Raw genomic sequence first — 23,387 nt, 5'->3', positions numbered from 1 at the left:
CAAAGGATCGCAGCCTTCGGCAGCTCCTACGGGGACCGGTTTCAAGACGAATGGCTTGGGTCAGCCTGACTGATCGGGCTAGAATGCCAGCCCCTAAAAATGATGGCGGCCTGGCGCATGCGCATTCAGTTGAACGGCGAATCCCTTGAACTGCCCGACGGCGAGACCGTTGCGGCCCTGATTACCCGCTTGGACCTGACCGGTCGCCGGGTAGCAGTCGAACTCAATCTGGATATCGTCCCGCGCAGCCAGCACGCCGACACCGTTCTCAACGACGGCGACAGCGTTGAAGTGGTGCACGCCATCGGCGGCGGCTAGTCGCCCGGCCCGCAAGGGCACAGAATTCTGCAAGACCCTCACCTTTCAAGAGGATTCCCCATGAGCATCGTTCGTAGCGACAAGCCTTTCGTCCTGGCCGGTCGTACTTACCAGTCGCGTTTGCTGGTTGGTACCGGCAAGTACCGTGACATGGAAGAAACCCGTCAGGCGATCGAAGCCTCGGGTGCCGAGATCGTCACCTTCGCCGTGCGCCGCACCAACCTGGGCCAGATCGAAGGCGAGCCGAACCTGCTCGACGTGCTGTCGCCGGATCGCTACACCTTCTTGCCGAACACCGCCGGTTGCTATGACGCCATCGAAGCCGTGCGCACCTGCCGCCTGGCCCGTGAGCTGCTCGACGGCCACAACCTGGTGAAGCTGGAAGTGCTGGCCGACCAGAAAACTCTGTTCCCTAACGTGATCGAAACCCTCAAAGCCGCGGAAACGCTGGTCAAGGAAGGCTTCGACGTGATGGTTTACACCAGTGATGACCCGATCATCGCTCGCCAACTGGCGGAAATCGGCTGTATCGCGGTGATGCCGCTGGCCGGTCTGATCGGTTCGGGCCTGGGGATCTGCAATCCGTATAACCTGCAGATCATCCTCGAAGAAGCGAAAATCCCGGTGCTGGTCGATGCCGGTGTCGGGACCGCTTCCGACGCCACCATCGCCATGGAACTGGGCTGTGACGCGGTGCTGATGAACTCGGCCATCGCTCATGCCCAGCAACCGGTGATGATGGCCCAAGCCATGCAACACGCGATCGTCGCAGGCCGTCTGGCCTACCTCGCCGGCCGCATGCCGAAAAAACTCTATGCCAGCGCCTCTTCGCCGCTGGATGGTCTGATCAAGTAAGAGCCATTGATGACTGAATCGAACGACACGCCTATCCAGACGGAAGAGGGCGACGAGCGCCAACACCGCCGCATCAAGAGTTTCGTGATGCGCGCCGGGCGCATGACCGAAGGCCAGCAACGCGGTCTGGATCAGGGCGCGCCGCTGTACGTGCTGCCGCTGGCCGACGCGCCGGTGGATTACGATCAGGTGTTCGGCCGTTCGGCGCCGCGCTCGCTGGAGATCGGTTTCGGCATGGGTCACTCGCTGCTGGAAATGGCTGCGGCGGCGCCGGATCAGGACTTCATCGGTGTTGAAGTGCACCGTCCGGGTGTTGGCGCGCTGCTCAATGGCGTGCTGACCCAGGGCCTGACCAACCTGCGGGTGTACGATTGCGACGCGATCGAAGTGCTCAACCGCTGCATCGCCGACAACAGCCTCGATCGCCTGATGCTGTTCTTCCCGGACCCATGGCACAAGAGCCGTCACCACAAGCGTCGTATCGTTCAGGCGTCCTTCGCCGAACTGGTGCGCAGCAAGCTGAAGGTTGGCGGCATCCTGCACATGGCCACCGACTGGGAACCGTATGCCGAGTACATGCTGGAGGTGATGAACGTCGCCCCGGGCTACCGCAACCTCGCCGAAGACGGCAAGTGCGTGCCACGCCCGGCCGAACGCCCGATCACCAAGTTCGAACGCCGCGGCGAACGTCTTGGGCATGGCGTGTGGGATCTGAAGTTCGAAAAACAGTCCTGAGTCCCGCGGACGATCCAATGTAGGAGCTGCGGCACGCTGCGATCTTTTGATCTTGATTGTTAAGATCAAAAGATCGCAGCGTGCCGCAGCTCCTACAGTTGTTTTGGGTGTGCTGAAAGATCAGCGGCGGTCGGCGACTACACCGATGAGGACGAGGACCACCAACAACACCGGCGCGAGGCTGTAGTTGTTGAACTGGCTCAACCCCTTGACCACCCATGGCGTGGCGTAGATCAGCGCGGCGCCGCTGCCGATGACGCACAGCAGGGCCATCAGCGGTACGCGCAGGGCGCCGGCGATGCTGCCCAGGCGTTGCTCGACCCAGCCCTTGAAGTCGGCGCCGAACAACACCAGCAGGCAGCCCACCAGGGCCAGGGCGATTTCCGAAAGGTTGCTACGGCTCCAGCGGGACACGGTGGCGAGCAGATCGAGTATCAAATCCATGCGGTTTTCCTTAGGGCAGCCGTTTGAGGTGGGCTCAGCTCAGAAATTTCTGCAGCAAGTCGTTGAGGAACAGTTGTCCGCGCTCGGTGGCCGCCAGACGTGACGGTTCGACCTGCATCAGGCCGCTTTGTTCGGCCTCGCGGCGGTGTTCGGCGAGACTTTCCAGAGGCAGGCCGGTGCGCTCCGCGTACAGGCGCGATTCCACCCCGGCGGTCAGGCGCAGCGCGTTCATCAGGAACTCGAACGGCATCTCGTCGTTGCTCAGGGCTTTCTCGCCGGCCTGAAAGCTTTTGGTCGGGTTGAGATAGTCCTTCGGCAAACGCGTCTTCCAGGTGCGCACGATGCGCCCGTCCGGATGGCTGAGCTTGCCGTGGGCGCCGGCGCCGATACCGATGAAGTCGCCGAAACTCCAGTAATTGAGGTTATGCCGCGCCGGACGTCCGGGCTGGGCATAGGCCGAGACTTCGTATTGCGCGTAACCGTGCTCGGCCAGCAGCGCTTGCCCGGCCTCTTGAATGTCCCACAGCGTATCGTCTTCCGGCAGCACCGGCGGCTGGTTCCAGAACACGGTGTTCGGCTCCAGTGTCAGTTGATACCAGGAGATGTGCGTCGGTTGCAGTTCGATGGCCTGGCGCAGGTCGCTCAAGGCATCGTCCAGCGACTGATCGGGCAAGCCATGCATCAAGTCGAGGTTGAAGTTGTCGAACCCGGCCTGGCGCGCCATGCCGGCCGCGCGCACCGCTTCGTCGCCGTTGTGGATGCGTCCGAGCGCTTCCAGCTTCTGCTGCTGGAAGCTCTGGATGCCGATCGACAGGCGATTGATCCCCAGCTTGCGGTACGCGACGAACTTCTCTTGTTCGAAGGTGCCGGGGTTGGCTTCCAAGGTAATTTCGATGTCGTGGGCGAACGGAATGCGCTGTTCGACGCCTTTCAGCAAACGCCCAAGGGCGTCAGCGCTGAACAGGCTCGGCGTGCCGCCGCCAAAGAAGATCGAGCTGATTTCACGGCCGTAAACCGCGTGCAGGTCCTGATCGAGATCAGCCAGCAACGCGTCGACGTATTCCTGTTCCGGCAGCACCGGGCTGGCAGTGTGCGAGTTGAAATCGCAATACGGGCATTTGCGCACACACCACGGGATGTGGATGTACAGCGCCAAGGGCGGCAGCGTTGGCAGCGGCGCCCGAGGCGAAGAGGCGGCGCCGCCGATGATCAGCGACGACGCAGAGGGGCTGTCGGTCATTTCAGGCCCAGACGCTGGCGCAGCAGATCCATTGCACGGGCGCGGTGACTGATCTGGTTTTTGTCAGCCGGGCTTAGTTCGGCGCTGGACACGTTACGTTCCGGCACCCAGAACAGCGGGTCGTAGCCGAAACCATGTTCGCCGCTAGCGGCGGTCAGGATGCGCCCGTGCCACAGACCTTCGCACAGGATCGGTAGCGGATCGTCAGCGTGACGCACCAGTGCCAGCACGCAGACGAACTGCGCGCCGCGCTCGGCTTGCGGCACGTCCTTGAGGGCGTCGAGCAGTTTGGCGTTGTTCGCCGCATCGCCCTTGCCGTCGGCATAACGCGCCGAGTAGATGCCCGGTGCACCGCCGAGGAAGTCCACCGCCAGACCGGAATCGTCGGCCAGCGCCGGCAAGCCGGAAATGCGCGCGGCATTGCGCGCCTTGAGGATCGCGTTCTCGACGAACGACAGGCCGGTTTCTTCCGGCTCGACCTTGCTCCATTCGCCGATCGAGCGCAATTGCACCGCGTCGCCGAGCATGGCCTGGAGTTCCTTGAGTTTGCCGGCGTTATGGCTGGCCAGTACGAGTTGCGTGAGGTTCATCATTCGCCGGGGAAAAGCTCTTGGTTGAAATTGATGGTGTTGATCTTGTCGCCGTTCTGCACCTTGATTTCAAAGGTGCGGGTTTCCTGCTGTTCCACCGGATACTGGGCGATGTAATAGATCGCGCCCTGTTCGGTGATCTGGCGGAAGTTCAGCGGCACGCTTTGGCTGGTCAGGTCTTTGACCGTGCCGGTCACGTTGGCGATCAATGGTTTGCCGTCCTTGATCACCGAGACGTTGATCACGCCTTGATTCTTGCTGCGGATCAGCTCGGCGGCCTTGGCGATGTCGGGCGTCAGGAAGGTTGAGTTGAAGGTGTTGTAGTGCACAGTAACGTCACCAAACACTTCCTTGCGCTCGCCCTTGATGGTATCGGCGGCCACCGCCGACAGACTCAGGCAGGCGGCCAATAGCACAGTAATCAAGCGACCCATGATCGTTCTCCTCGAAATGTCGTGGTTCAGACCGCGACCCGATGATCTGCAAGCACCGGGCTGCTGACGCGGTAGATACCGATCTCACCTAACAGATTAGGCCATAGCTTACTGGCCCACCCGTGACGGTGCTGTTGATCCACGGCAAGCCGATCAATGACCTTCGCGTCACGTTCGCGACAAAGTTCTTCAAAGTCTTCGAAGGTGCAGAAGTGGATGTTCGGCGTGTTGTACCAGGTGTACGGCAGAAACTCCGACACCGGCATCCGGCCCTTGCTCGCCAGGTACCAGCGGCAGCGCCAGTGACCGAAGTTGGGGAAGGTGATGATGCACTGACGACCGACCCGCAGCATTTCGTCGAGGATCTTGTCCGGATAATGCACGGCCTGCAGCGCCTGGGTCATCACTACGATGTCGAAGCTGTTGCTGGCAAAGTTGCCCAGGCCCTTGTCCAGGTCCTGCTCGATAACGTTGATGCCCTTGGCCACGCACTCGGCAATGTTGTCCGGGTCGTTTTCCAGGCCATAGCCGGTGACCTGTTTGTGGTCGCGCAGCCAGGTCAGCAGTTCGCCGTCGCCGCAACCGAGGTCGAGCACGCGGCTGCCGGCGGGGATCCATTCCTGGATGATTTCCAGATCAGCTCTCATGGCTTGTTCACACCGTAATTCGGTTCATGTAATTGCCGAACGCCTGCAAATAGCGCGGGATCGGAATCAGGAAGGCGTCGTGGCCCTGTGGGGCGTCGATTTCCAGATAGCTGACGTCTTTGCGTGCGGCCATCAGCGCGTCCACCAGCTCCCGCGAGCGGGCCGGGGAGAAGCGCCAGTCGGTGGTGAACGACATCACGCAGAACTTGGCGGTGGCGTTCTCGAAGGTTTTCGCCAGGTTATCGTCGAAGTTCGCCGCCGGATCGAAGTAATCCAGCGCCTTGGTCATCAACAGATAGGTATTGGCATCGAAACGCCCGGAGAACTCTTCGCCCTGATAACGCAGGTAGCTTTCGACCTGGAACTCGACGCTGTGGAAGTCGTAGTTGAGCTTTTCGCTCTTCAGGCCACGGCCGAATTTCTCGCCCATGGAGTCGTCGGACAGGTAGGTGATGTGCCCGACCATCCGCGCCAGCATCAACCCGCGCTTGGGGATCACGCCTTGTTCCTGGAACGAACCGCCGTGGAACTCGGGGTCGGTGAGGATGGCCTGACGCGCGACTTCGTTGAAGGCGATGTTCTGCGCCGAGAGTTTTGGCGCCGAAGCGATGGCCAGGCAGTGCCGCACACGATCCGGGTAGGTGATGGTCCACTGCAAGGCCTGCATGCCGCCGAGGCTGCCGCCGATCACTGCGGCGAACTGGCGGATGCCGAGCAGGTCAGCCAGGCGCGCCTGGCTGTGCACCCAGTCTTCCACGGTGAGCACCGGGAAGTCGGCGCCGAACGGCTTGCCGGTTTCCGGGTTGATGCTGCTCGGGCCGGTGGAGCCGTTGCAGCCGCCCAGATTGTTCAGGCTGACCACGAAAAATTTGTTGGTGTCGATCGGCTTGCCGGGGCCGATGCAGCTGTCCCACCAACCGGGCTTGCGGTCGTCGGGGCTGTGATAGCCGGCGGCATGGTGATGCCCGGACAAGGCGTGGCAGATCAGCACGGCGTTGCTCGCCTGTGCGTTCAGCGTGCCGTAGGTTTCGTAGATCAGGTCGTAGGCGGGCAGCGAACGGCCGCAGGCCAAGGCCAGGGGTTCACTGAAGTGCGCCGTTTGCGGCGTCACCAGACCAACAGAATCGGGGGGGAAGGCAGCTGGCATCGACCCTGCTCTCGTTGAAATGAGGCGTAAGTCTAAAGACCGGTGGGGTTAGCGGCAAGCAACGATCGGGCCTGATGGTTGATTGAGCGAAGTCCCTGTGGTGAGGGGATTTATCCCCGATCGGCTGCGAAGCAGTCCGGTAATCTCCAGGCAATGCCAAGAGCAAGGGATTGGCAGCATCAAGGGGGCCGCTCCGTGCCCCATCGGGGATAAATCCCCTCGCCACGGGAAATCAGGGGCGTACCAGATCCGGCAAATCCGGCAACTTCTTCGGCGAGCAGATCTTCACCCGTTTCTGCCGGTTCAACTCGCCGCTGAGCAAACTGACCTGGCTCTTGGACACGCCAAACGCCTTGGCCAGAAAACCCATCAGATACGCATTGGCCTTGCCCTCGACCGGCGGGGCGGTGAGGCGGATCTTCAAGCGGTCACCGTGCAGCCCGGCGAAATCATCGCTGCGGGCTGCCGGTTGCAGGTGACATTCGAGGATCAGGTCGTCCCCGTCCCAGCGGAACCAGCTCACATCAGCAAGCGCAGGATTTCCGGCATCATCGTCATCGCCGCGAGGTTATTGATCACCAGCATGTCGATCAGCTTCAGCGCGAGGAAGGCGAAGATCGGCGACAGGTCCAGCCCGCCGAGGTTTGGCAGAATCTTGCGGAACGGCGCCAGGGCCGGCTCGCAGATCTGGTTCACCAGTTCAGCGCCTGGATTATGGCTGCCCGGAGCGACCCACGACAGGATCACGCTGATGATCAGGGCGAAGAAGAAAATCTTCAGGAACAGCGCGGTGACGCCAATGATCGCCCAGATAAACAGCTGCAGCGGGTTGCCGGTGGTGCCGTAAGTCAGCAGCAGGGTCAGGGCCATCAGTGCCAGTTGCACCAGAATCGCCAGCACCAGCGACGACATGTCCAGGCCGAACAGGCTCGGGATGATCCGGCGCAGTGGCTTGAGCAGCGGCTGGGTGGCTTTGACCACGAACTGGCACAGCGGGTTGTAGAAGTTCGCCCGCACCAGTTGCAGGACGAAGCGCAGCAGCACGATCAGCAAGTACAGGCTGCCGAGGGTTTGCAGCACGTAAACCGCTGCGGTGTTCAATCCAATCATGTAAGGCTCCTTATTTGCCCAGTTGTTCGGCCATTTCGGCCGAGCGGTGCGCGGCGGCGCCGAGTGCTTTTTCCACCAGGGCTTCGAAGCCATTAGCCTGGAATGATTTGATCGCGGCCTCTGTGGTGCCATTTGGCGACGTCACGCGGCGGCGCAGTTCGGCAGCATCGACATCGCTGGATACCGCCATGTGCGCGGCGCCCAGAGCCGTTTGCTGGGTCAGTTGCTCGGCGATTTCCTTTGGCAGGCCGAGTTTGACCCCGGCGGCGGTCATCGCTTCGATCAGCAGGAAGAAATACGCCGGGCCGGAACCGGAGACGGCGGTCACCGCATCCAGTTGCTGTTCTTCGTTCAGCCACAGCGCGATGCCGACGGCGGACAGCAGCGCTTCGGCCTGCTGACGCTGCTCGGCAGTCACTTCACGGGTGGCGTACAGGCCACTCACGCCCTGACGCAGCAGCGCCGGGGTGTTGGGCATGCAGCGCACGATCGGCTGCTCGCCGAGCCACGCGTTCATGCTCGCGCAGGTGATGCCGGCGGCGATCGACACTACCAGTTGATGCGGTTTCAGGCTCGGGCGGATGGCTTCGCACACGGCTTTCATCGCCTGTGGCTTGACCGCCAGCACGATCACGTCGACGCCATCAATGGCCTGAGCGTTGTCGGCGAAGGTTTCGATGCCGTGTTCGGCGCTGACGCGTTTGCGCGTCTCTTCGCCCGGATCGCTGGCGCGAATGTGGCTGGCTTGCAGACCCTTGGCGCGCAGGCCGCCAATCAGACTGGCGGCCATGTTGCCGGCACCGATAAAGGCAATACGTGTGTTGCTCATGTCAGGTCCTTATTCAGAGGTTTGTCAGCCATGTCATGGCTGGCCGTAGTCGCGAGCGCCAAACAGGGCGGTACCGATCCGCACCCAGGTGGCGCCTTGGGCGATGGCCGACTCGAGGTCGTGGCTCATGCCCATGGAAAGTGTGTCGAGCGGCAGATTCAGGCTGGCCTGCAAACGTTGCACGGCAGCAAAAGCGGCGTCTTGTTCGGCGCGATCTTCGGTCGGCTCGGGAATCGCCATCAGCCCGCGCAGCTTCAGCCGGGGCAGGGCGCTGATGGCCTCGGCCAGCGCTGGCAGGTCGGCCGGGGTGCAGCCGGACTTGCTGGCTTCACCGCTGACGTTGACCTGAATGCAGATGTTCAGCGGCGGCAGCTCGGCCGGGCGCTGTTCGGACAGGCGTTGGGCAATTTTCAGGCGATCCACGGAATGCACCCAGTCGAAATGCTCGGCGATGGCGCGAGTCTTGTTCGATTGAATGGGGCCGATGAAGTGCCAGATCAAGGGCAGGTCGGCCAGTTCGAGCTGTTTGCCCAAGGCTTCCTGCAGATAGTTCTCGCCGAAATCACGCAGGCCGGCGGCGTAGGCTTCACGCAGGTCTTGCGCCGGTTTGGTCTTGCTCACCGCAAGTAATTGAACGCTGTGTTCGGCGCGCCCGGCAGCGGCGGTGGCAGCCTGGATGCGCGAACTAACCTGAAGGATGTTGTCTGCTATCGTGGACATCAAGAGGCGCCGGCGGTCTGAAGGTTCGCGGCATTCTACTGGAATTGAGGGACGCTATGGATATCACTGAACTGCTGGCGTTCAGCGCCAAACAGGGCGCTTCCGACCTGCACCTGTCGGCCGGTCTGCCGCCGATGATCCGCGTCGATGGCGATGTGCGGCGAATCAATCTGCCGGCGCTGGATCACAAGCAAGTGCACGAATTGATCTACGACATCATGAACGACACCCAGCGGGTCGACTTCGAGAAACACCTGGAAACGGATTTCTCGTTCGAAGTCCCCGGGGTGGCGCGCTTTCGGGTCAATGCGTTCAACCAGAACCGTGGCGCCGGCGCGGTGTTCCGCACCATTCCCTCGAAAGTGCTGAGCATGGAAGACCTCGGCATGGGCGATGTCTTTCGCAAGATCACCGATGCGCCGCGCGGGCTGGTGCTGGTGACCGGGCCGACCGGCTCCGGCAAGTCGACCACGCTGGCGGCGATGATCGATTACCTCAACACCCATCGCCATCACCACATCCTCACCATCGAAGACCCGATCGAGTTCGTTCACGAATCGCGCAAATGCCTGATCAACCAGCGCGAAGTGCACCGCGACACCCGCAGCTTCGCCACCGCCCTGCGTTCAGCACTTCGCGAAGACCCGGACGTGATTCTGGTGGGCGAGATGCGCGACCTGGAAACCATTCGCCTGGCGCTGACCGCTGCCGAAACCGGGCATTTGGTGTTCGGCACCCTGCACACCACCTCAGCGGCGAAAACCATCGACCGGGTGGTGGATGTGTTTCCGGGGGATGAGAAATCCATGGTGCGCTCGATGTTGTCCGAGTCGCTGCTGGCCGTGGTCTCGCAGACCCTGATCAAGAAGATCGGCGGCGGGCGGGTGGCGGCGCACGAGATCATGCTGGGAACGTCGGCGATCCGTAACCTGATCCGCGAGGACAAGGTGGCGCAAATGTATTCGGCGATTCAGACCGGTGGGTCGTTGGGGATGCAGACACTCGACATGTGCCTGAAGGAGCTGGTGACCAAGGGTTTGATCAGTCGCGAGCATGCGCGGGAGAAGGCGCGTACGCCGGATAATTTCTGAGGGTTGGAATGCAAATTTGTGGCGAGGGAGCTTGCTCCCGCTGGGCGGCGCAGCGGCCCCAAAAGCTTGTGAGCGCTGCGCACTCAAGCGGGAGCAAGCTCCCTCGCCACAGTTGATCGTGTTTTAACGCTGAACGACGCGCATCTGCTTGCCGCCAGGTTCTTTCGGCAATACGCGCTTGGCAACCACGTAATGCTTTTCCCAATACGGCTTGTTCAGCGTGTCGATGCTCACCGCTTTGCCACGACGCGGTGCGTGGATGAAGCGGTCGTTGCCCAGGTAGATGGCAACGTGGTTGACCCGACGACTCTTGATGTTGAAGAAAATCAGGTCGCCCGGTTTCAGATCCTTGCGCTCGACTTTCTCGCCGTGACCGCTGGCCATGGCGTTGGAGGTGCGTGGCAGGTCGAACGTGGCGTCGTTGAACGCATATTTCACCAGACCGCTGCAGTCGAAACCTTTACTTGGGCTGCTGCCGCCCCAACGATAAGGAGTACCGAGGACGTTCACCGCACGGCTCAGGACGTTGCTGCTTTCCTTGTTGGCCATCGGTGGCACCAGCTTGCCGTGATTCTTGCTGGCGAGCGTGGTGTGTTTCGTTTGTTTGCTGCTCTTGCTCGCAGGAGCCGAAGCATGGGATTTAGGGGTGAAACCGTTAACGTTGGGAAGACGTTGCTCACGATTGGTGGCGTGGGCGGCCAGTGGCATTAATAGGCAAATAGTTAGCCATGTCTTGAAAAATGGTCGCATTAGGCGTGGCTCTTATGTGGTAGCGCGCAACTTTATAACAGCTTTTTTGTCCCTTCCGAGGCCGTTGGTCGATTCAATCGGGAGGCAACGGAACCAAACAAGCGGCAAATGGACGCGATTGTCCGGCAGAAGTCAGGTGTTATAAGGCTTTGACGGCAGACACGGTAACATTTGCCATACGTCGGCTACCTGTAAAAAAGTCACAAAGATTTAAAGAATATTTATCTATCGTGTGCAACGAGGTCTTCATGAACCGCTATCAGCTACCCCGCGTGAAGGAACAAGACACCCACAGCAAAATCATCGGTTACCTGCTGTGGATCTTCGGATTCACCGGCGCTCACCGCTTCTATTACGGCAAACCGGTCACCGGCACGATCTGGTTTTTCACCTTCGGCTTGTTGGGTATTGGCTGGCTGATCGACGTGTTCCTGATCCCGGCGATGGACCGCGAGGCGGATCTGCGTTTTGCCGCAGGGCCGATCGAATACAACGTGGCGTGGATTCTGCTGACATTCCTGGGCGTGTTCGGCGTGCACCGGATGTACCAGGGCAAGTGGATCAGCGGGTTGCTGTATCTGCTGACCGGCGGGTTGTTCTTTGTCGGGGTGCTGTATGACTTCTGGACACTGAATGATCAGGTCTCGGTGCGTAATGCGCAGAACCGCGGCACCTTTCAGTAATTGTGGCGAGGGGCAGACTGCCGACGCACTTCGCGCGCCGGCAGGCCCCCCCCTCGACCCCCGGTCTTGCATTTGTGTTATTTCAATTGCGCGATGGTTTGCATCTGGAAAACGACAAACGTAATGGCAGTGACGCCATAAAGTATTGCGAGGACGGCGTGATTGGGTGTGGACCAATACACAATCCTGTCCACCAAAATCAGCAGCGATACTGTTGCAATCAAATATGCTGATATTTTCAGTAATATATTCGCAAACGAGTTGGCGCATGCCCGGCGCAATAAGAGAATCTGCAGTAGGTGCGTGAGTGCCAGTATCAGGAAAACCATCAGTGTTACACCAATGGGCAGACCGATTGAATCCTGAGTGACGTCATATGCTCCTGCTTTGAGGTTTTTAATTAGTATGAGTGCTCCTGCCCCAGATGTCAGTGCGAGAACGATCGGATACAAGTAACTTGTTAGTTTGTAAGCTCTTCTCATTCGCTCTCCGTTGTGCAGATGTCTGTAGAGTTATTGATGCTCACGGGGTAGGGTGAAATCCAGTTCCGCTTAGCCTTATTTTATGCTCGCCAAAAATATCGATTTCATAATGTGTTCCGGAAAATACCCTGCCTGCTGTCGTTAATAACTCAAGGGCAGTCGATCTGTTGCTTGCATCGAAGTCGTAAGTGTCAGTATAGGCTTTGATAACACCATCGAAAACCCAGGATCCTGCGTTGTCCCGCGTGAAGTTTCCTTCCATCTTTAACGTTATTCTTCCTAGATATGCTCCGGTGACGTTGCTGTCATTAATGGTGGCGTAAGGGATCTTTGGGTCAGATAAGTAATAGGTGCCGGCTTCTCGAGTGCTCGCGATAGAGCTTGCAAGTAAGGGCAGTTCGTTGGCGCTGACATTCAAGCCAATATTGTTGATGTTGACCCTCAGCCTCTCGCCATTTCCCCAGAGGTAATGAGCAAAGGCTTTGATCGGGCTGAAAGTACCTCCAGAAAGCTCGGTTGTGAGTGTTTCGTAATTCAGATTGTACGGAGCAGTCGCGGAAACTTTGATCAATGCTTCTATGGCGCTAAGCTTTTGCTGCGCCGCAAATGAATCAGCCAAACTGAAGTTGATGACTTTGTTCTTTAAATAACCATGGCTGATGGTGGTGGAGTTGCTTAGTAAATAGTTGTCGCTTTCTGTGATTCTCCAGAGGTCACGAATTCCACCCAGGGCGTCGTTATTAATTGCTTTGTTCACCATTTGCAATTCATAGGTGAAGGCTTTAATACCGGATTTCATTTCAAGCCAGGCATGAAACATATCCATTTCTGCTGAGGTTATTGCTGGGCCACTACTCAGTGGTAGTGAATAGGTTTGACCGTCGTTGGTTACGATGGCCTCTCCTGCGCCCTGCCAATCTGCTGTTGCGTAGGTCCCCCATCTGAAGCCGGAGTCGACTGTAAAACCGCCAGAGTTTCCTGTTGTACCTCTGGTGATAATCGGGGGGAGCGTAAGTCCATTTTTCATATGTTCATCCTTGTGCGTGTCGGTTATCCGTCTGACATTTTTATATTAATGACTGCGCACACGTTTTACCTATGAGAACTTTGTAGGCTATTTCTGATTGTGTCGAAGCTGTTTTTACGAGAGTGTAAAGCGTCGGATATTTCTTTATGGCAGGCGGCCGCTTTCCTACGCCGCTTGGTGTAAATCTAACGGCTGAGGTGGCTAGAGGGAGATGGATGTTGCGAACAATGAATTAAAGCGACATTTCGCAGTAAGGATGTTTGTCGCTATTGAACAAGCTATCAAGAGATAGCAGGCCACTACAGCCTGCTATCTCTTATCTTCAGGCCTGGTGGCTGATCCGCCCATCCACCAGCGTATAACGCACCACACCCGGCAGGGTGTGACCGAGGAACGGGCAGTTTTCGCCTTTCGACAGCCAGGTTTCGCCCGCGACGGTCGAAGCCTTCGGATCGAACAGCACGATATCCGCCGCACCGCCTACCGCCAGTTTGCCCGCCGGCAGCCGCAGCGCGTCTGCAGGGCCTGCGCTCAGGCGTGCAAGCAGGGTCGGCAGATCCAGCAGACCGTCCTCGACCAGGGTCATCGCCAGCGGCAGCAACAACTCGACGCTGCTGATGCCCGGCTCGGTTGCGCCGAACGGTGCCAGTTTGGCGTCGCGTTCGTGCGGCTGGTGATGGCTGGAGATTGCCGACACCACACCCGACTTCACTGCCTCACGCAGGCCGTCGCGGTCCGCGCGGGTGCGCAGCGGCGGTTGCACGTGATACAGGCTGCTGAAGTCGATCAGCGCTTCATCGGTCAGGATCAGTTGATACAGCGCGACATCCGCCGTCACCTTCAAGCCACGGGCCTGGGCCTGGGCGATCAGGGCGACGCCGCGAGCGCTGGTCAGTTGGCTGAAGTGCGCGCGCACGCCGGTCTGCTCGACCAGCAACAGATCGCGGGCCAGGGCCACGGTTTCCGCCGTTTCCGGAATGCCCGGCAGTCCGAGGAAGCTGGCGACCGCGCCTTCGTGAGCCAGGCCGCCATCCGCCAGGTCGTGATCCTGCGAATTGAAGATCACCGTCAGGTCGAAGGTGGCCGCGTACTCCAGCGCCCGGCACAGGGTGCGGGTGTTGCGGAAACTCTCCAGGCCATTGCCGAACGCCACGCACCCGGCGTCACGCAGCGCTACCAGCTCTGCAAGCTGTTCGCCATCCAGACCTTTACTCAGCGCGCCAATCGGAAACACCTTGGTGTTGCCGGCTTCACGGGCGCGGTCGAGGATCAGTTCGGCCACCGCCGAGGTGTCGAGCACCGGTTTGGTCTTCGGCGGGCAGCACAGGCTGGTCACGCCACCGGCTGCTGCCGCACGGGTTTCGCTGGCGATGCTGCCTTTGCGGCTGTAGCCCGGCTCGCGCAGAGCGACGTTCAGATCGACCAGCCCGGGCGCGGCGACAAGGCCTTGGGCGTCGATGGTTTCAACGGCAGTGAAACCGGCCGGCGCGGCGCCGAGGGCGACGATCTTGCAGGCTTCAACGTGGATGTCGGTGATTTGATCCAGGCCGCTGCTTGGATCGATGACACGGGCGCCGAGAATGCTGAGCTTCACTGGGCGTTCTCCTGCTCGAATTGACGTTGCGCTGTTTGCCCGCTCATGGCCATCGACAGCACGGCCATGCGGATCGCGATGCCGTAGGTGACCTGATTGAGGATCACCGAATGCGGGCCGTCGGCCACTGCCGATTCGATTTCCACGCCACGGTTGATCGGCCCCGGGTGCATGACGATGCAATCGGGTTTGGCCCCGGCCAGACGCGCGGTGGTCAGGCCGAACAGGCGATAGAACTCGCCTTCGCTCGGCAGCAGGCCGCCGGTCATGCGTTCACGCTGCAGGCGCAGCATGATCACTACGTCGACGTCCTTCAGGCCTTCGTTCATGTCGGTGTAGACCTTGACGCCGTACTGCTCGATGCCGATCGGCAGCAGGGTCTTCGGCGCGATCACGCGGATGTCCGGGCAGCCGAGGGTTTTCAGGGCGAGCATGTTCGAGCGCGCCACCCGCGAGTGCAGGATGTCGCCGACGATCGCCACCGAGAGGTTTTCGAAACCGCCCTTGTGCCGACGGATGGTGAGCATGTCGAGCATGCCCTGGGTCGGGTGCGCGTGACGGCCGTCGCCGCCGTTGATGATCGCCACTTGTGGGCAGACATGCTCGGCGATGAAGTGTGCGGCCCCGGAATCGCCGTGGCGCACGACGAACATGTCGGCGGCCATGGCTTCGAGGTTGCGCAGGGTGTCGAGCAGGGTTTCACCCTTGCTGGCCGACGAGGTCGACACGTTCAGGGTGATCACGTCCGCCGACAGCCGCTGGGCCGCCAGTTCGAAGGTGGTGCGGGTGCGCGTGGAGTTTTCGAAGAACACGTTGCACACGGTCTTGCCGCGCAGCAACGGGACCTTCTTCACCGCCCGGGCACCGACTTCGAGGAACGAGTCGGCAGTGTCGAGGATTTCCGTCAGCAACTCGCGGCGCAGGCCGTCGAGCGAGAGGAAGTGGCGCAGCTGGCCCTGATCATTGAGCTGCAGCGGGCGCTTGGTATCTAGAGGCGTCATCGCGAGGGGGACTCTCAATAGGGCGGATTAAGGATTCAGGTCTTGCAGTTCGAGGGTCAGCGGCTCCGGGCCGGACAACTTGACCCGTTGGTGAGCGGCCAGCGACAGGGTCGCGCCGACCACGTTCGGGCGGATCGGCAGCTCGCCGGCGTCCAGGTCCAGCAGGCAGACCAGGGTCACGCTGGCCGGACGACCGTAGTCGAACAGTTCGTTCATGGCGGCGCGGATGGTGCGGCCGCTCATCAGCACGTCGTCGATCAGCACCAGATGCTGGCCTTCGATCTCGAAGGGCAGGGCCGACGGGCGCACTTGTGGGTGCAGGCCGTTCTGGCTGAAGTCGTCGCGGTAGAAGGAAACATCCAGTGTGCCCAGTGGCGCATCGCTGCCCAGCTCCTTGAGCAGGGCCTGCGCGACCCAGATGCCACCGGTGCGGATGCCGATGTAGCGCGGTTCACTGATGCCACGCTGGGCCAGGTGCGCCTTGAGGCGTGTCGCCATCTGGCTGATCAGATCGGCGGGATTTGGCAGGCTCATGGTTGCTCCTTCTTGGGGTCGAGCCGGGTCCTTGGACGCGGCTCGGGTCGTAGCTCAAAAGAAAAGCGCCGAAGCGCTTGTCAGGATTCAAACAATGCAGTGTTTTCATCGAGCCAGCCCTGCAGCAGCAGGGCGGCGGCGATGGCGTCCACCGGGTTGTCGCGGTAACTGCCTTTCTGCCCGCCACGGGCCAGTCGCTCGCCCTTGGCTTCGAACGTGGTCAGGCGTTCGTCGTGGGTATAGAAGGGCAGATTGAAGCGGCCGTTGAGGCGCCGGGCGAATTTCTCCGCGCGTACGCACATGTCGCTCGGTGTGCCGTCCATGTTCAACGGCAGGCCGACGACGACGGCGTCGGGTTTCCATTCCTTGATAAGGGCTTCGACCTGGTTCCAGTCGGGAACGCCGTTCTGCGCCTTCAAGGTGCACAGCTCGCGGGCCTGGCCGGTAATCACCTGGCCGACCGCGACGCCGATCTGTTTGGTGCCGTAGTCGAAGCCGAGAATCAGGCGCAGGGCCATCAGGCGTGCCCCGCCTGACTGGTCAGCAGGCTGAGGTTGATCCCCAGATGCCGTGCCGCCGCTTCCAGGCGCAGCTCGCTGCTGGTGTTGAACAGGATGTCGGCGTCGTACGGGCAGGTCAGCCAGGCGTTGTCGGCCAGTTCGGCCTCCAGTTGCCCGGCTTCCCAGCCGGCATAGCCGAGGGCGATCACGCTTTTCGCCGGGCCCACGCCGTCGGCGATGGCGAACAGCACGTCCTGCGAGGTGGACAGCGCCAGATCACCTTCGAGCTCAACGGTGGCCTGAAAGGTCTTGCCCGCCGGGTGCAGGACAAAACCGCGATCGGTCTGCACCGGGCCGCCGATGAAGATCGGCACATGCTGGCACAGCGCTGGCGGATCGATGTCCGGGCGCAGTTGCTCGAGAATGTCAGCCAGATTCAGCTCTTGCGGTCGATTGACCACCAGCCCCATGGCGCCATTGGCCGTGTGCTCGACGATGTAGGTCAAGGTGTGGGCAAAGTTCGGGTCGGCCATGTGTGGCATGGCGATCAGAAAATGATGCTTGAGGTAGCTGGGGCTGACGTTTTTCATGAGCGATAGTGTGGCGTTCGGGGGGCGAACTGACAAGCTGGAGATGCGTTGCGGATGGTCTTCCCGCCCCCTGTGGCGAGGGAGCTTGCTCCCACTCGGCTGCGCAGCAGTCGTAAAATCTGATCTCCGGGTGTGTCTGAACAAATGCAGGGGGCCGCTTCGCAGCCCAGCGGGAGCAAGCTCCCTCGCCACAAAAGCTCGCTTGGTGCTGTTCAGTTGCTGGAGAGCTTGTCGCCCCGGGCGAATTTCCAGGTGCGGATGATTTCCAGTCGGTCGATATCCGACAGATCGCCGGTAAACGGGGCAAACGGTGCCGCCAGTCGGACGATGCGCTGCGCGGCCTGATCCAGCAGCGGCTGGCCGGAGGATTCGAGCACCAGCACTTCATACAGCGAGCCGTCGCGGTTGATCGAGACCATCAGGCGCAGGTTGCCGTAGATCTGCTTGCGCCGGGCTTCTTCCGGGTAATTGAGGTTGCCGATGCGCTCGACCTTCTTGCGCCAGTCGTCCTTGTACCAGGCGCCCTTGTCGCGCATGGTCGAGGCGGCGCTCAAACGGTGGATGCGCGGGCGCTTGGCGTACAGCTGTTGTTCGTTGGCCAGTTCGGCTTCGAGGCTGGCGATGTCGCTGGACAGCTGCGAGCTGTCGAACGTCGGCGCATCGACCGCAGGTTTGGTCTCGGTCTTGGTTTCTTCTTTCTTGGTCGGCGCCTTTTGCTGTTTCGGCGCCACCGTGGTCACCGCAGCCTTGGGCGCCGCTTCGCGAACCTCCGGTTTGGCGGCCGGTGGCGGGGTGACCTTTTTGACCTGATTGTCCTGGAACGGCGCGACCTCGGTGGTCTTGGGGATCGCCTTCTTGTCGAGGGTGCCGCTGCCTTCCTGGTTTTCCTGAGCGAGGAAATCAGCCTTTTTCGGCTTGGTTTCGCTCTTGAAGGTGGCGAGGGTGATTTCCAGGGTTTTGCTGATCTGCTTGGGCTCGACCATGGTGAAGCCAACGCCCAGCAGCAGCGCCAAATGAATCAGCGCTGCGAGAAACAGGGTAAATCCGAGGCGATCGGCCGGGCGCACGCCACGATGGGCGAGTTCTGCGGGCAGATCGGACGGGAGGGTCATGACAAGAAAACCAACATCGCGCTTTTCAGAGGCTGCGCATGATAACGCAATGTTGGTTTCGCGCCTTGGGCTTCACGCTTCAAGCGACAAGCTGCATGTGACACACGTCAAGCTTGCGGCTTTTTGCCGGCGGCTTGCAGCTTCTTGTCGATCGCGTCCATCAGCATGCCGCCGATGTCAGTGCCGAACGCGTTGTCGATTTCGCGGATGCAGGTCGGGCTGGTGACGTTGATTTCGGTGAGGTTTTCGCCAATCACGTCCAGGCCGACGAACAGCAGGCCTTTCTCGCGCAGGGTCGGGCCGACTTGCGCGGCGATCCAGCGATCCTTGTCGGTCAGCGGACGTGCTTCGCCACGGCCACCGGCGGCGAGGTTACCCCGGGTTTCGCCCTGGGCCGGAATCCGCGCCAGGCAGTAATCCACCGGCTCGCCGTCGATCATCAGGATGCGCTTGTCGCCGTCCTTGATCGCCGGCAGATAGGCCTGGCCCATGATCTGCTGGCCGCCAAGGGCGGTCAGGGTTTCGAGGATCACCGACAGGTTCGGGTCGCCGGCGCGGTGACGGAAAATCGACGTGCCACCCATGCCGTCCAGCGGCTTGAGGATCACGTCGCCATGCTTGGCGGCGAATTCGCGCAGCACGTCGGCGCGACGGCTGACGATGGTTGGCGGGGTGCACTGCGGGAACAGCGTGGCGAACAGTTTTTCGTTGCAGTCACGCAGGCTCTGCGGCTTGTTGACCACCAGCACGCCGGCGGTTTCGGCCTGTTCCAGCAGGTAGGTGGAGTAGACAAACTCCATGTCGAACGGCGGATCCTTGCGCATCAGGATCACGTCCAGATCGCTCAGCAGGTTGTCCTGCTCGGCGTCCAGTTCGAACCATTTTTCCGGGTTGGCGAAGACTTTCAGCGGCTTCATGCGCGCCCGGGCCTGACCTTCGGCCTGATACAGGTCACGCTGTTCCATGTAGAACAGCTCCCAGCCGCGTTTCTGCGCGGCCAGCAGCATGGCCAGCGAGCTATCCTTTTTATAGGAAATGCTGGCGATAGGGTCCATGACAATCCCGACGCGAACGCTCATTGGGTTTTCCTCGAAAATTGGCTACCGGATCGGTATTGAAAAAGTGCCGCCAGAGTGGCGCTGGCAGGGTTTTCGGTCAAGGAAAAACCCGTCGATAGATTGCATCTGGAGACTGTGCTAAAAAGGCTGGAATGCAGTGCTGGCCCTTGAACATCAAGGGTTTCCAGCCATTACTCATCGCAAAACGGACAATTTGATTCGCAAAGGCGACGGTAGAGCCCTCTTATGGAACAGCAGTCCAGCGCCTTGAAGGTCATGGTGATCGATGACTCGAAAACGATTCGTCGCACCGCCGAAACACTGTTGAAGAATGTGGGCTGCGAAGTCATCACGGCCATCGATGGTTTCGACGCCTTGGCCAAGATCGCCGACAACCACCCCGGAATCATTTTTGTCGACATCATGATGCCGCGTCTGGATGGTTATCAGACCTGCGCTTTAATCAAGAACAACAGTGCCTTCAAGGCCACGCCGGTGATCATGCTGTCGTCGCGTGACGGACTGTTCGACAAGGCCAAGGGGCGGATTGTCGGTTCTGATCAATTTTTGACCAAGCCTTTCAGCAAGGAAGAACTGCTCAACGCGATTCAGGCCCACGTTCCGGGCTTCGCCGCCGTTTTGCCGCAGTAAGACACGTACAGTGACGCTCGGCCAGCGGGCCGGATGTCGACAAGAAAAATGGGGAAGACCATGGCACGTATCCTGATCGTCGATGATTCGCCGACTGAAATGTACAAACTCACTGGCATGCTGGAAAAGCACGGCCATGAAGTGCTCAAGGCCGAAAATGGCGCCGACGGCGTGGCCCTGGCCCGTCAGGAAAAACCCGACGCCGTGCTGATGGACATCGTCATGCCCGGCCTCAACGGCTTTCAGGCGACCCGGCAACTGACCAAGGATGCCGAGACCAGCCATATCCCGGTGATCATCATCACCACCAAGGATCAGGAAACCGACAAGGTCTGGGGCACCCGTCAGGGCGCGAAGGATTACCTGACCAAACCGGTCGAAGAAGACATGCTGATCAAGACCCTGAACAACGTACTCAAAGGCTGATTGCGCAGCCATGAGCGAATCGCTGACCGCCTTCGAACTGCTGTGGCAGATTGACCAGCGCTGTCGCCTGCTGGCGGCGGATCTGCCGTCGCAGCCCGGGCGTCAGGATCGCTGGAGCGGCATCGGTTTTCGCCTCGGCGAGCACTGGTACGTGGCGCCGATGGGCGAAGTCAGCGAAGTGCTGCACGAGCCGCGCTTCACTCAATTGCCCGGGGTCAAGCCATGGGTCAAAGGGGTGGCTAACCTGCGGGGGCGCCTGCTGCCGATCATGGACCTGTGCGGATTCTTCGGGCATGAGCTGTCGCCGTTGCGCAAACAGCGTCGGGTGCTGGTGGTGGAGCATGGCGATGTGTTTGCCGGGTTGATGGTCGATGAGGTCATTGGCTTGCAGCATTTCGAGCAGGACAGCTTCGAACCGATCTCGATCAGCAAGCGTCAGGGCTCCAAGGCGGAGTTCGTCAAAGGCTATTTCCGGCGCGAGCAGAACTGGCGGGTGTTCAGTTTGTTTGCGCTGGCGAAATCGCCGGTGTTCATGGGCGTCGCGATATAGCCCTGACACCACCAATCCCATGTGGGAGGGGCCATGTGGTGAGGGGATTCATCCCCGATGGTTGGCGAAGCCAACCCAAAACCTGCATTCGCGATGTACCAGATACAACTCAGTTTTGGGGCCGCTGCGCGACCCATCGGGGATAAATCCCCTCACCACAGAGCCCGCTCCCACAGTGGACCGTGGCAGGTTTCATAGGCGAGGACCGATGACAAAAGCAAAAACAGGCAAGTCGGCAGAAGGGTCGCGCAGTCGCTCGCAGATCATCGTGCTGTTCATCGCACTGATCGTGTTCATCATGCTGCTGTTCGCCAACTTCGCCTACCTCAACACCCAGGCCAACTACGACAAGCAGTACATCGGTCATGCCGGTGAGCTGCGCGTGCTGTCGCAACGCATCGCCAAGAACGCCACCGAAGCCGCCGCCGGCAAGGCCGCCGCGTTCAAGTTGCTGAGCGATGCGCGCAACGATTTTGCCCAGCGCTGGGGTTACCTGAAGAAGGGCGACCCCGCTACCGGCCTGCCACCCGCGCCAGCCACCGTGCGCCCGGAAATGCGCGCCGTGCAGCTGGACTGGGAGCGCCTGCTGAAAAACACCGACGCGATTCTCTCCAGCGAGCAAACCGTGCTGTCGCTGCATCAGGTTGCGGCGACGCTGGCCGAAACCGTGCCGCAGTTGCAGATCGAATATGAAAAAGTCGTTGAAATCCTCCTGCAACGCGGCGCCCCGGCAGCGCAGGTGGCGATGGCCCAGCGCCAATCGCTGCTGGCCGAACGCATCCTCGGCGCGGTCAACACCGTGCTCGCCGGCGACGAGAACTCGCAGCAGGCCGCCGATGCCTTTGGCCGCGACGCCACCCGTTTCGGCCAGGTGCTCAACGGCATGTTGCAGGGCAACCCGACCCTGAAAATCAGCCAGGTCGAAGACCGCGACGCCCGTGCGCGCCTGAGTGAAATTTCCGAGCTGTTCCAGTTCGTTTCCGGCTCGGTGGACGAAATCCTCGAGACCTCGCCGGAGCTGTTCAAGGTCCGCGAGTCGGCGAGCAACATCTTCAGCCTGTCGCAGACCCTGCTCGACGAAGCCTCGCACCTCGCCACCGGTTTCGAAAACCTCGCCGGCGGGCGCAACACCGACACCATCGGCGGCTATGTGCTGGGTTTGCTGGCGCTGGCCTCGATCATCCTGATCGGCATGGTCATGGTCCGCGAAACCAACCGCCAGTTGCGCGAGACCGCCGAGAAGAACGAGCGCAACCAGAACGCGATCATGCGCCTGCTCGACGAAATCGAGGATCTGGCCGACGGCGACCTGACCGTGACCGCCTCGGTGACCGAAGACTTCACCGGGACCATCGCCGACTCGATCAACTACTCGGTCGACCAACTGCGCGATCTGGTCGCCACCATCAACCTCACCGCCGGCCAGGTTGCCGCAGCGGTGCAGGAAACCCAGGCCACCGCCATGCACCTGGCCCAGGCCTCGGAGCATCAGGCGCAGCAGATTTCCGAAGCCTCGACCGCGATCAGCGACATGGCCCAGTCCATTGATCAGGTCTCGGCCAACGCTGCCGAATCCTCGGCGGTGGCCGAGCGTTCGGTGGAAATCGCCAACAAGGGCAACGAGGTGGTGCACAACACCATCCACGGCATGGACAACATTCGCGAACAGATTCAGGACACCGCCAAACGCATCAAGCGCTTGGGCGAATCCTCGCAGGAGATTGGCGACATCGTCAGCCTGATCGACGACATTGCCGACCAGACCAACATTCTCGCCCTCAACGCGGCGATTCAGGCGTCGATGGCCGGGGATGCCGGGCGTGGTTTCGCGGTGGTTGCCGACGAAGTGCAGCGGCTGGCCGAGCGCTCGTCCGCGGCCACCCGGCAGATCGAAACCCTGGTGCGGGCGATTCAGACCGACACCAACGAAGCCGTGATTTCCATGGAACAGACCACCACCGAAGTGGTGCGCGGCGCGCGACTGGCGCAGGATGCCGGTGTGGCCCTGGAAGAAATCGAAGGCGTGTCGAAGACCCTCGCCGCGCTGATCCAGAGCATTTCCAACGCGGCGCAGCAGCAGACCTCGTCGGCCGGGCAGATTTCCCTGACGATGAACGTGATCCAGCAGATCACCTCGCAGACCTCGTCCGGTTCCACCGCCACCGCCGAGAGCATCGGCAATCTGGCGAAGATGGCCAGTCAGCTGCGCCGTTCGGTATCCGGTTTCACCTTGCCGTCGGCGTCTGCGACGGACAAGGCGTGAGTGGAG

At 60.7% G+C, this 23,387-nt stretch carries 29 protein-coding genes; 9 read left to right on the top strand and 20 right to left on the bottom strand.

Features of this window, described 5'->3' with window-relative positions; genetic code table 11:
• Nucleotides 1-117: 117 nt before the first annotated feature.
• Genes thiS through trmB form a run of 3 tightly spaced genes read left to right on the top strand, consistent with a single transcriptional unit; the run spans nucleotide 118 to nucleotide 1,908 of the window.
• Nucleotides 118-318, top strand: coding sequence for a sulfur carrier protein ThiS (gene thiS, locus HBN98_RS10690; RefSeq protein ID WP_162276294.1), 201 nt, complete (start codon nucleotides 118-120; stop codon nucleotides 316-318).
• Between the two features lie 60 nt (nucleotides 319-378).
• Nucleotides 379-1,173, top strand: a complete 795-nt coding sequence (locus HBN98_RS10685; RefSeq protein ID WP_047297148.1) for a thiazole synthase — start codon at nucleotides 379-381, stop codon at nucleotides 1,171-1,173.
• A 9-nt stretch (nucleotides 1,174-1,182) separates the two neighbouring features.
• Nucleotides 1,183-1,908, top strand: a complete 726-nt coding sequence (gene trmB / locus HBN98_RS10680; RefSeq protein WP_016983240.1) for a tRNA (guanosine(46)-N7)-methyltransferase TrmB — start codon at nucleotides 1,183-1,185, stop codon at nucleotides 1,906-1,908.
• Nucleotides 1,909-2,028: 120 nt separating this feature from the next.
• Here the strand turns inward: trmB and HBN98_RS10675 are convergent, their stop codons facing one another.
• The 10 genes from HBN98_RS10675 to HBN98_RS10630 all read right to left on the bottom strand — a co-directional run bounded on the left by HBN98_RS10675 (nucleotide 2,029) and on the right by HBN98_RS10630 (nucleotide 9,069).
• Nucleotides 2,029-2,352 carry a DUF3392 domain-containing protein gene (locus HBN98_RS10675; protein WP_003229134.1) on the bottom strand — a complete coding sequence of 108 codons (324 nt, stop codon included), beginning with the start codon at nucleotides 2,350-2,352 and terminating at the stop codon, nucleotides 2,029-2,031.
• 34 nt (nucleotides 2,353-2,386) lie between these two features.
• Nucleotides 2,387-3,592, bottom strand: a complete 1,206-nt coding sequence (gene hemW, locus HBN98_RS10670; RefSeq protein WP_083367661.1) for a radical SAM family heme chaperone HemW — start codon at nucleotides 3,590-3,592, stop codon at nucleotides 2,387-2,389.
• Nucleotides 3,589-4,185: an RdgB/HAM1 family non-canonical purine NTP pyrophosphatase gene (gene rdgB / locus HBN98_RS10665; protein WP_083367662.1), complete on the bottom strand. Its 597-nt coding sequence runs from the start codon at nucleotides 4,183-4,185 to the stop codon at nucleotides 3,589-3,591. Before rdgB ends, hemW begins: the two co-directional genes overlap by 4 nt.
• Nucleotides 4,182-4,616: a DUF4426 domain-containing protein gene (locus tag HBN98_RS10660; RefSeq protein ID WP_083367663.1), complete on the bottom strand. Its 435-nt coding sequence runs from the start codon at nucleotides 4,614-4,616 to the stop codon at nucleotides 4,182-4,184. The genes rdgB and HBN98_RS10660 overlap by 4 nt, the downstream gene beginning before the upstream one ends.
• A 26-nt stretch (nucleotides 4,617-4,642) precedes the next feature.
• Nucleotides 4,643-5,263: a methionine biosynthesis protein MetW gene (gene metW / locus HBN98_RS10655; protein ID WP_064589647.1), complete on the bottom strand. Its 621-nt coding sequence runs from the start codon at nucleotides 5,261-5,263 to the stop codon at nucleotides 4,643-4,645.
• Between the two features lie 7 nt (nucleotides 5,264-5,270).
• Entirely contained in the window at nucleotides 5,271-6,410 is a 1,140-nt protein-coding gene (metX, locus tag HBN98_RS10650; protein WP_083367664.1) for a homoserine O-succinyltransferase MetX, read from the bottom strand.
• Between the two features lie 232 nt (nucleotides 6,411-6,642).
• A complete protein-coding gene (locus tag HBN98_RS10645) occupies nucleotides 6,643-6,933 on the bottom strand; it encodes a DUF167 domain-containing protein (protein WP_064589645.1) in 291 nt (96 codons plus the stop codon).
• Nucleotides 6,930-7,520: a YggT family protein gene (locus HBN98_RS10640; RefSeq protein ID WP_064589644.1), complete on the bottom strand. Its 591-nt coding sequence runs from the start codon at nucleotides 7,518-7,520 to the stop codon at nucleotides 6,930-6,932. Before HBN98_RS10640 ends, HBN98_RS10645 begins: the two co-directional genes overlap by 4 nt.
• 10 nt (nucleotides 7,521-7,530) lie before the next feature.
• Nucleotides 7,531-8,349: a pyrroline-5-carboxylate reductase gene (gene proC, locus HBN98_RS10635; protein WP_083367665.1), complete on the bottom strand. Its 819-nt coding sequence runs from the start codon at nucleotides 8,347-8,349 to the stop codon at nucleotides 7,531-7,533.
• 33 nt (nucleotides 8,350-8,382) lie between these two features.
• Entirely contained in the window at nucleotides 8,383-9,069 is a 687-nt protein-coding gene (locus HBN98_RS10630) for a YggS family pyridoxal phosphate-dependent enzyme (RefSeq protein ID WP_064589642.1), read from the bottom strand.
• A 56-nt stretch (nucleotides 9,070-9,125) separates the two neighbouring features.
• Here HBN98_RS10630 and HBN98_RS10625 point away from each other — a divergent pair, with 56 nt between their 5' ends.
• Nucleotides 9,126-10,160, top strand: coding sequence for a type IV pilus twitching motility protein PilT (locus HBN98_RS10625; protein WP_003229114.1), 1,035 nt, complete (start codon nucleotides 9,126-9,128; stop codon nucleotides 10,158-10,160).
• A gap of 123 nt (nucleotides 10,161-10,283) precedes the next feature.
• Here HBN98_RS10625 and HBN98_RS10620 read toward each other — a convergent pair whose 3' ends face one another.
• The gene (locus HBN98_RS10620; protein ID WP_064589641.1) at nucleotides 10,284-10,910 is read right to left on the bottom strand and encodes a C40 family peptidase; all 627 of its coding nucleotides are present in this window, start codon (nucleotides 10,908-10,910) and stop codon (nucleotides 10,284-10,286) included.
• A 248-nt stretch (nucleotides 10,911-11,158) separates the two neighbouring features.
• Here HBN98_RS10620 and HBN98_RS10615 point away from each other — a divergent pair, with 248 nt between their 5' ends.
• The gene (locus HBN98_RS10615; protein WP_064589640.1) at nucleotides 11,159-11,593 is read left to right on the top strand and encodes an NINE protein; all 435 of its coding nucleotides are present in this window, start codon (nucleotides 11,159-11,161) and stop codon (nucleotides 11,591-11,593) included.
• A gap of 77 nt (nucleotides 11,594-11,670) precedes the next feature.
• Here HBN98_RS10615 and HBN98_RS10610 read toward each other — a convergent pair whose 3' ends face one another.
• From HBN98_RS10610 to gshB, 9 genes are all read right to left on the bottom strand, one after another.
• Nucleotides 11,671-12,075 carry a hypothetical protein gene (locus HBN98_RS10610; protein ID WP_064589639.1) on the bottom strand — a complete coding sequence of 135 codons (405 nt, stop codon included), beginning with the start codon at nucleotides 12,073-12,075 and terminating at the stop codon, nucleotides 11,671-11,673.
• A gap of 40 nt (nucleotides 12,076-12,115) precedes the next feature.
• Nucleotides 12,116-13,102, bottom strand: a complete 987-nt coding sequence (locus HBN98_RS10605; RefSeq protein WP_083367666.1) for a lipid II-degrading bacteriocin — start codon at nucleotides 13,100-13,102, stop codon at nucleotides 12,116-12,118.
• A gap of 322 nt (nucleotides 13,103-13,424) precedes the next feature.
• Nucleotides 13,425-14,696, bottom strand: a complete 1,272-nt coding sequence (locus tag HBN98_RS10600) for a dihydroorotase (RefSeq protein WP_064589637.1) — start codon at nucleotides 14,694-14,696, stop codon at nucleotides 13,425-13,427.
• A complete protein-coding gene (locus tag HBN98_RS10595; RefSeq protein WP_003229107.1) occupies nucleotides 14,693-15,697 on the bottom strand; it encodes an aspartate carbamoyltransferase catalytic subunit in 1,005 nt (334 codons plus the stop codon). The genes HBN98_RS10600 and HBN98_RS10595 overlap by 4 nt, the downstream gene beginning before the upstream one ends.
• A gap of 27 nt (nucleotides 15,698-15,724) precedes the next feature.
• Nucleotides 15,725-16,231: a bifunctional pyr operon transcriptional regulator/uracil phosphoribosyltransferase PyrR gene (pyrR, locus tag HBN98_RS10590; protein ID WP_064589635.1), complete on the bottom strand. Its 507-nt coding sequence runs from the start codon at nucleotides 16,229-16,231 to the stop codon at nucleotides 15,725-15,727.
• A gap of 80 nt (nucleotides 16,232-16,311) precedes the next feature.
• The gene (ruvX, locus tag HBN98_RS10585) at nucleotides 16,312-16,749 is read right to left on the bottom strand and encodes a Holliday junction resolvase RuvX (protein WP_064589634.1); all 438 of its coding nucleotides are present in this window, start codon (nucleotides 16,747-16,749) and stop codon (nucleotides 16,312-16,314) included.
• Nucleotides 16,749-17,321: a YqgE/AlgH family protein gene (locus HBN98_RS10580; protein WP_064589633.1), complete on the bottom strand. Its 573-nt coding sequence runs from the start codon at nucleotides 17,319-17,321 to the stop codon at nucleotides 16,749-16,751. The genes ruvX and HBN98_RS10580 overlap by 1 nt, the downstream gene beginning before the upstream one ends.
• A gap of 212 nt (nucleotides 17,322-17,533) precedes the next feature.
• Nucleotides 17,534-18,433, bottom strand: a complete 900-nt coding sequence (locus tag HBN98_RS10575; protein WP_064589632.1) for an energy transducer TonB — start codon at nucleotides 18,431-18,433, stop codon at nucleotides 17,534-17,536.
• A 107-nt stretch (nucleotides 18,434-18,540) separates the two neighbouring features.
• The gene (gene gshB / locus HBN98_RS10570; protein ID WP_064589631.1) at nucleotides 18,541-19,512 is read right to left on the bottom strand and encodes a glutathione synthase; all 972 of its coding nucleotides are present in this window, start codon (nucleotides 19,510-19,512) and stop codon (nucleotides 18,541-18,543) included.
• Nucleotides 19,513-19,737: 225 nt separating this feature from the next.
• On the opposite strand from gshB, the gene pilG reads away from it, so the two are divergent.
• The 4 genes from pilG (at nucleotide 19,738) to HBN98_RS10550 (ending at nucleotide 23,381) form a co-directional block, all read left to right on the top strand.
• On the top strand, nucleotides 19,738-20,142 hold the full coding sequence (gene pilG / locus HBN98_RS10565; protein ID WP_007913673.1) for a twitching motility response regulator PilG: 405 nt from the start codon (nucleotides 19,738-19,740) through the stop codon (nucleotides 20,140-20,142).
• A gap of 60 nt (nucleotides 20,143-20,202) precedes the next feature.
• Entirely contained in the window at nucleotides 20,203-20,568 is a 366-nt protein-coding gene (gene pilH, locus HBN98_RS10560) for a twitching motility response regulator PilH (protein WP_083367667.1), read from the top strand.
• Between the two features lie 10 nt (nucleotides 20,569-20,578).
• A complete protein-coding gene (locus HBN98_RS10555) occupies nucleotides 20,579-21,118 on the top strand; it encodes a chemotaxis protein CheW (protein ID WP_064589630.1) in 540 nt (179 codons plus the stop codon).
• A 208-nt stretch (nucleotides 21,119-21,326) separates the two neighbouring features.
• The gene (locus HBN98_RS10550) at nucleotides 21,327-23,381 is read left to right on the top strand and encodes a methyl-accepting chemotaxis protein (protein WP_064589629.1); all 2,055 of its coding nucleotides are present in this window, start codon (nucleotides 21,327-21,329) and stop codon (nucleotides 23,379-23,381) included.
• Nucleotides 23,382-23,387: the final 6 nt, after the last annotated feature.

The sequence above is a fragment of the Pseudomonas koreensis genome (assembly GCF_012986595.1).
In the GTDB taxonomy this organism is placed as follows: domain Bacteria; phylum Pseudomonadota; class Gammaproteobacteria; order Pseudomonadales; family Pseudomonadaceae; genus Aquipseudomonas; species Aquipseudomonas koreensis.
Note: the sequence above shows the minus strand (reverse complement) of the source record. Positions and strands in the feature narration are given on the sequence as shown.

Coding starts and splice junctions, on each gene's coding strand:
- thiS (WP_162276294.1), top strand. CDS start 118: ATGCGCATTCAGTTGAACGGCGAATCCCTTGAACTGCCCGACGGCGAG.
- HBN98_RS10685 (WP_047297148.1), top strand. CDS start 379: ATGAGCATCGTTCGTAGCGACAAGCCTTTCGTCCTGGCCGGTCGTACT.
- trmB (WP_016983240.1), top strand. CDS start 1,183: ATGACTGAATCGAACGACACGCCTATCCAGACGGAAGAGGGCGACGAG.
- HBN98_RS10675 (WP_003229134.1), bottom strand. CDS start 2,352: ATGGATTTGATACTCGATCTGCTCGCCACCGTGTCCCGCTGGAGCCGT.
- hemW (WP_083367661.1), bottom strand. CDS start 3,592: ATGACCGACAGCCCCTCTGCGTCGTCGCTGATCATCGGCGGCGCCGCC.
- rdgB (WP_083367662.1), bottom strand. CDS start 4,185: ATGATGAACCTCACGCAACTCGTACTGGCCAGCCATAACGCCGGCAAA.
- HBN98_RS10660 (WP_083367663.1), bottom strand. CDS start 4,616: ATGGGTCGCTTGATTACTGTGCTATTGGCCGCCTGCCTGAGTCTGTCG.
- metW (WP_064589647.1), bottom strand. CDS start 5,263: ATGAGAGCTGATCTGGAAATCATCCAGGAATGGATCCCCGCCGGCAGC.
- metX (WP_083367664.1), bottom strand. CDS start 6,410: ATGCCAGCTGCCTTCCCCCCCGATTCTGTTGGTCTGGTGACGCCGCAA.
- HBN98_RS10640 (WP_064589644.1), bottom strand. CDS start 7,520: ATGATTGGATTGAACACCGCAGCGGTTTACGTGCTGCAAACCCTCGGC.
- proC (WP_083367665.1), bottom strand. CDS start 8,349: ATGAGCAACACACGTATTGCCTTTATCGGTGCCGGCAACATGGCCGCC.
- HBN98_RS10630 (WP_064589642.1), bottom strand. CDS start 9,069: ATGTCCACGATAGCAGACAACATCCTTCAGGTTAGTTCGCGCATCCAG.
- HBN98_RS10625 (WP_003229114.1), top strand. CDS start 9,126: ATGGATATCACTGAACTGCTGGCGTTCAGCGCCAAACAGGGCGCTTCC.
- HBN98_RS10620 (WP_064589641.1), bottom strand. CDS start 10,910: ATGCGACCATTTTTCAAGACATGGCTAACTATTTGCCTATTAATGCCA.
- HBN98_RS10615 (WP_064589640.1), top strand. CDS start 11,159: ATGAACCGCTATCAGCTACCCCGCGTGAAGGAACAAGACACCCACAGC.
- HBN98_RS10610 (WP_064589639.1), bottom strand. CDS start 12,075: ATGAGAAGAGCTTACAAACTAACAAGTTACTTGTATCCGATCGTTCTC.
- HBN98_RS10605 (WP_083367666.1), bottom strand. CDS start 13,102: ATGAAAAATGGACTTACGCTCCCCCCGATTATCACCAGAGGTACAACA.
- HBN98_RS10595 (WP_003229107.1), bottom strand. CDS start 15,697: ATGACGCCTCTAGATACCAAGCGCCCGCTGCAGCTCAATGATCAGGGC.
- pyrR (WP_064589635.1), bottom strand. CDS start 16,231: ATGAGCCTGCCAAATCCCGCCGATCTGATCAGCCAGATGGCGACACGC.
- ruvX (WP_064589634.1), bottom strand. CDS start 16,749: ATGGCCCTGCGCCTGATTCTCGGCTTCGACTACGGCACCAAACAGATC.
- HBN98_RS10580 (WP_064589633.1), bottom strand. CDS start 17,321: ATGAAAAACGTCAGCCCCAGCTACCTCAAGCATCATTTTCTGATCGCC.
- HBN98_RS10575 (WP_064589632.1), bottom strand. CDS start 18,433: ATGACCCTCCCGTCCGATCTGCCCGCAGAACTCGCCCATCGTGGCGTG.
- gshB (WP_064589631.1), bottom strand. CDS start 19,512: ATGAGCGTTCGCGTCGGGATTGTCATGGACCCTATCGCCAGCATTTCC.
- pilG (WP_007913673.1), top strand. CDS start 19,738: ATGGAACAGCAGTCCAGCGCCTTGAAGGTCATGGTGATCGATGACTCG.
- pilH (WP_083367667.1), top strand. CDS start 20,203: ATGGCACGTATCCTGATCGTCGATGATTCGCCGACTGAAATGTACAAA.
- HBN98_RS10555 (WP_064589630.1), top strand. CDS start 20,579: ATGAGCGAATCGCTGACCGCCTTCGAACTGCTGTGGCAGATTGACCAG.
- HBN98_RS10550 (WP_064589629.1), top strand. CDS start 21,327: ATGACAAAAGCAAAAACAGGCAAGTCGGCAGAAGGGTCGCGCAGTCGC.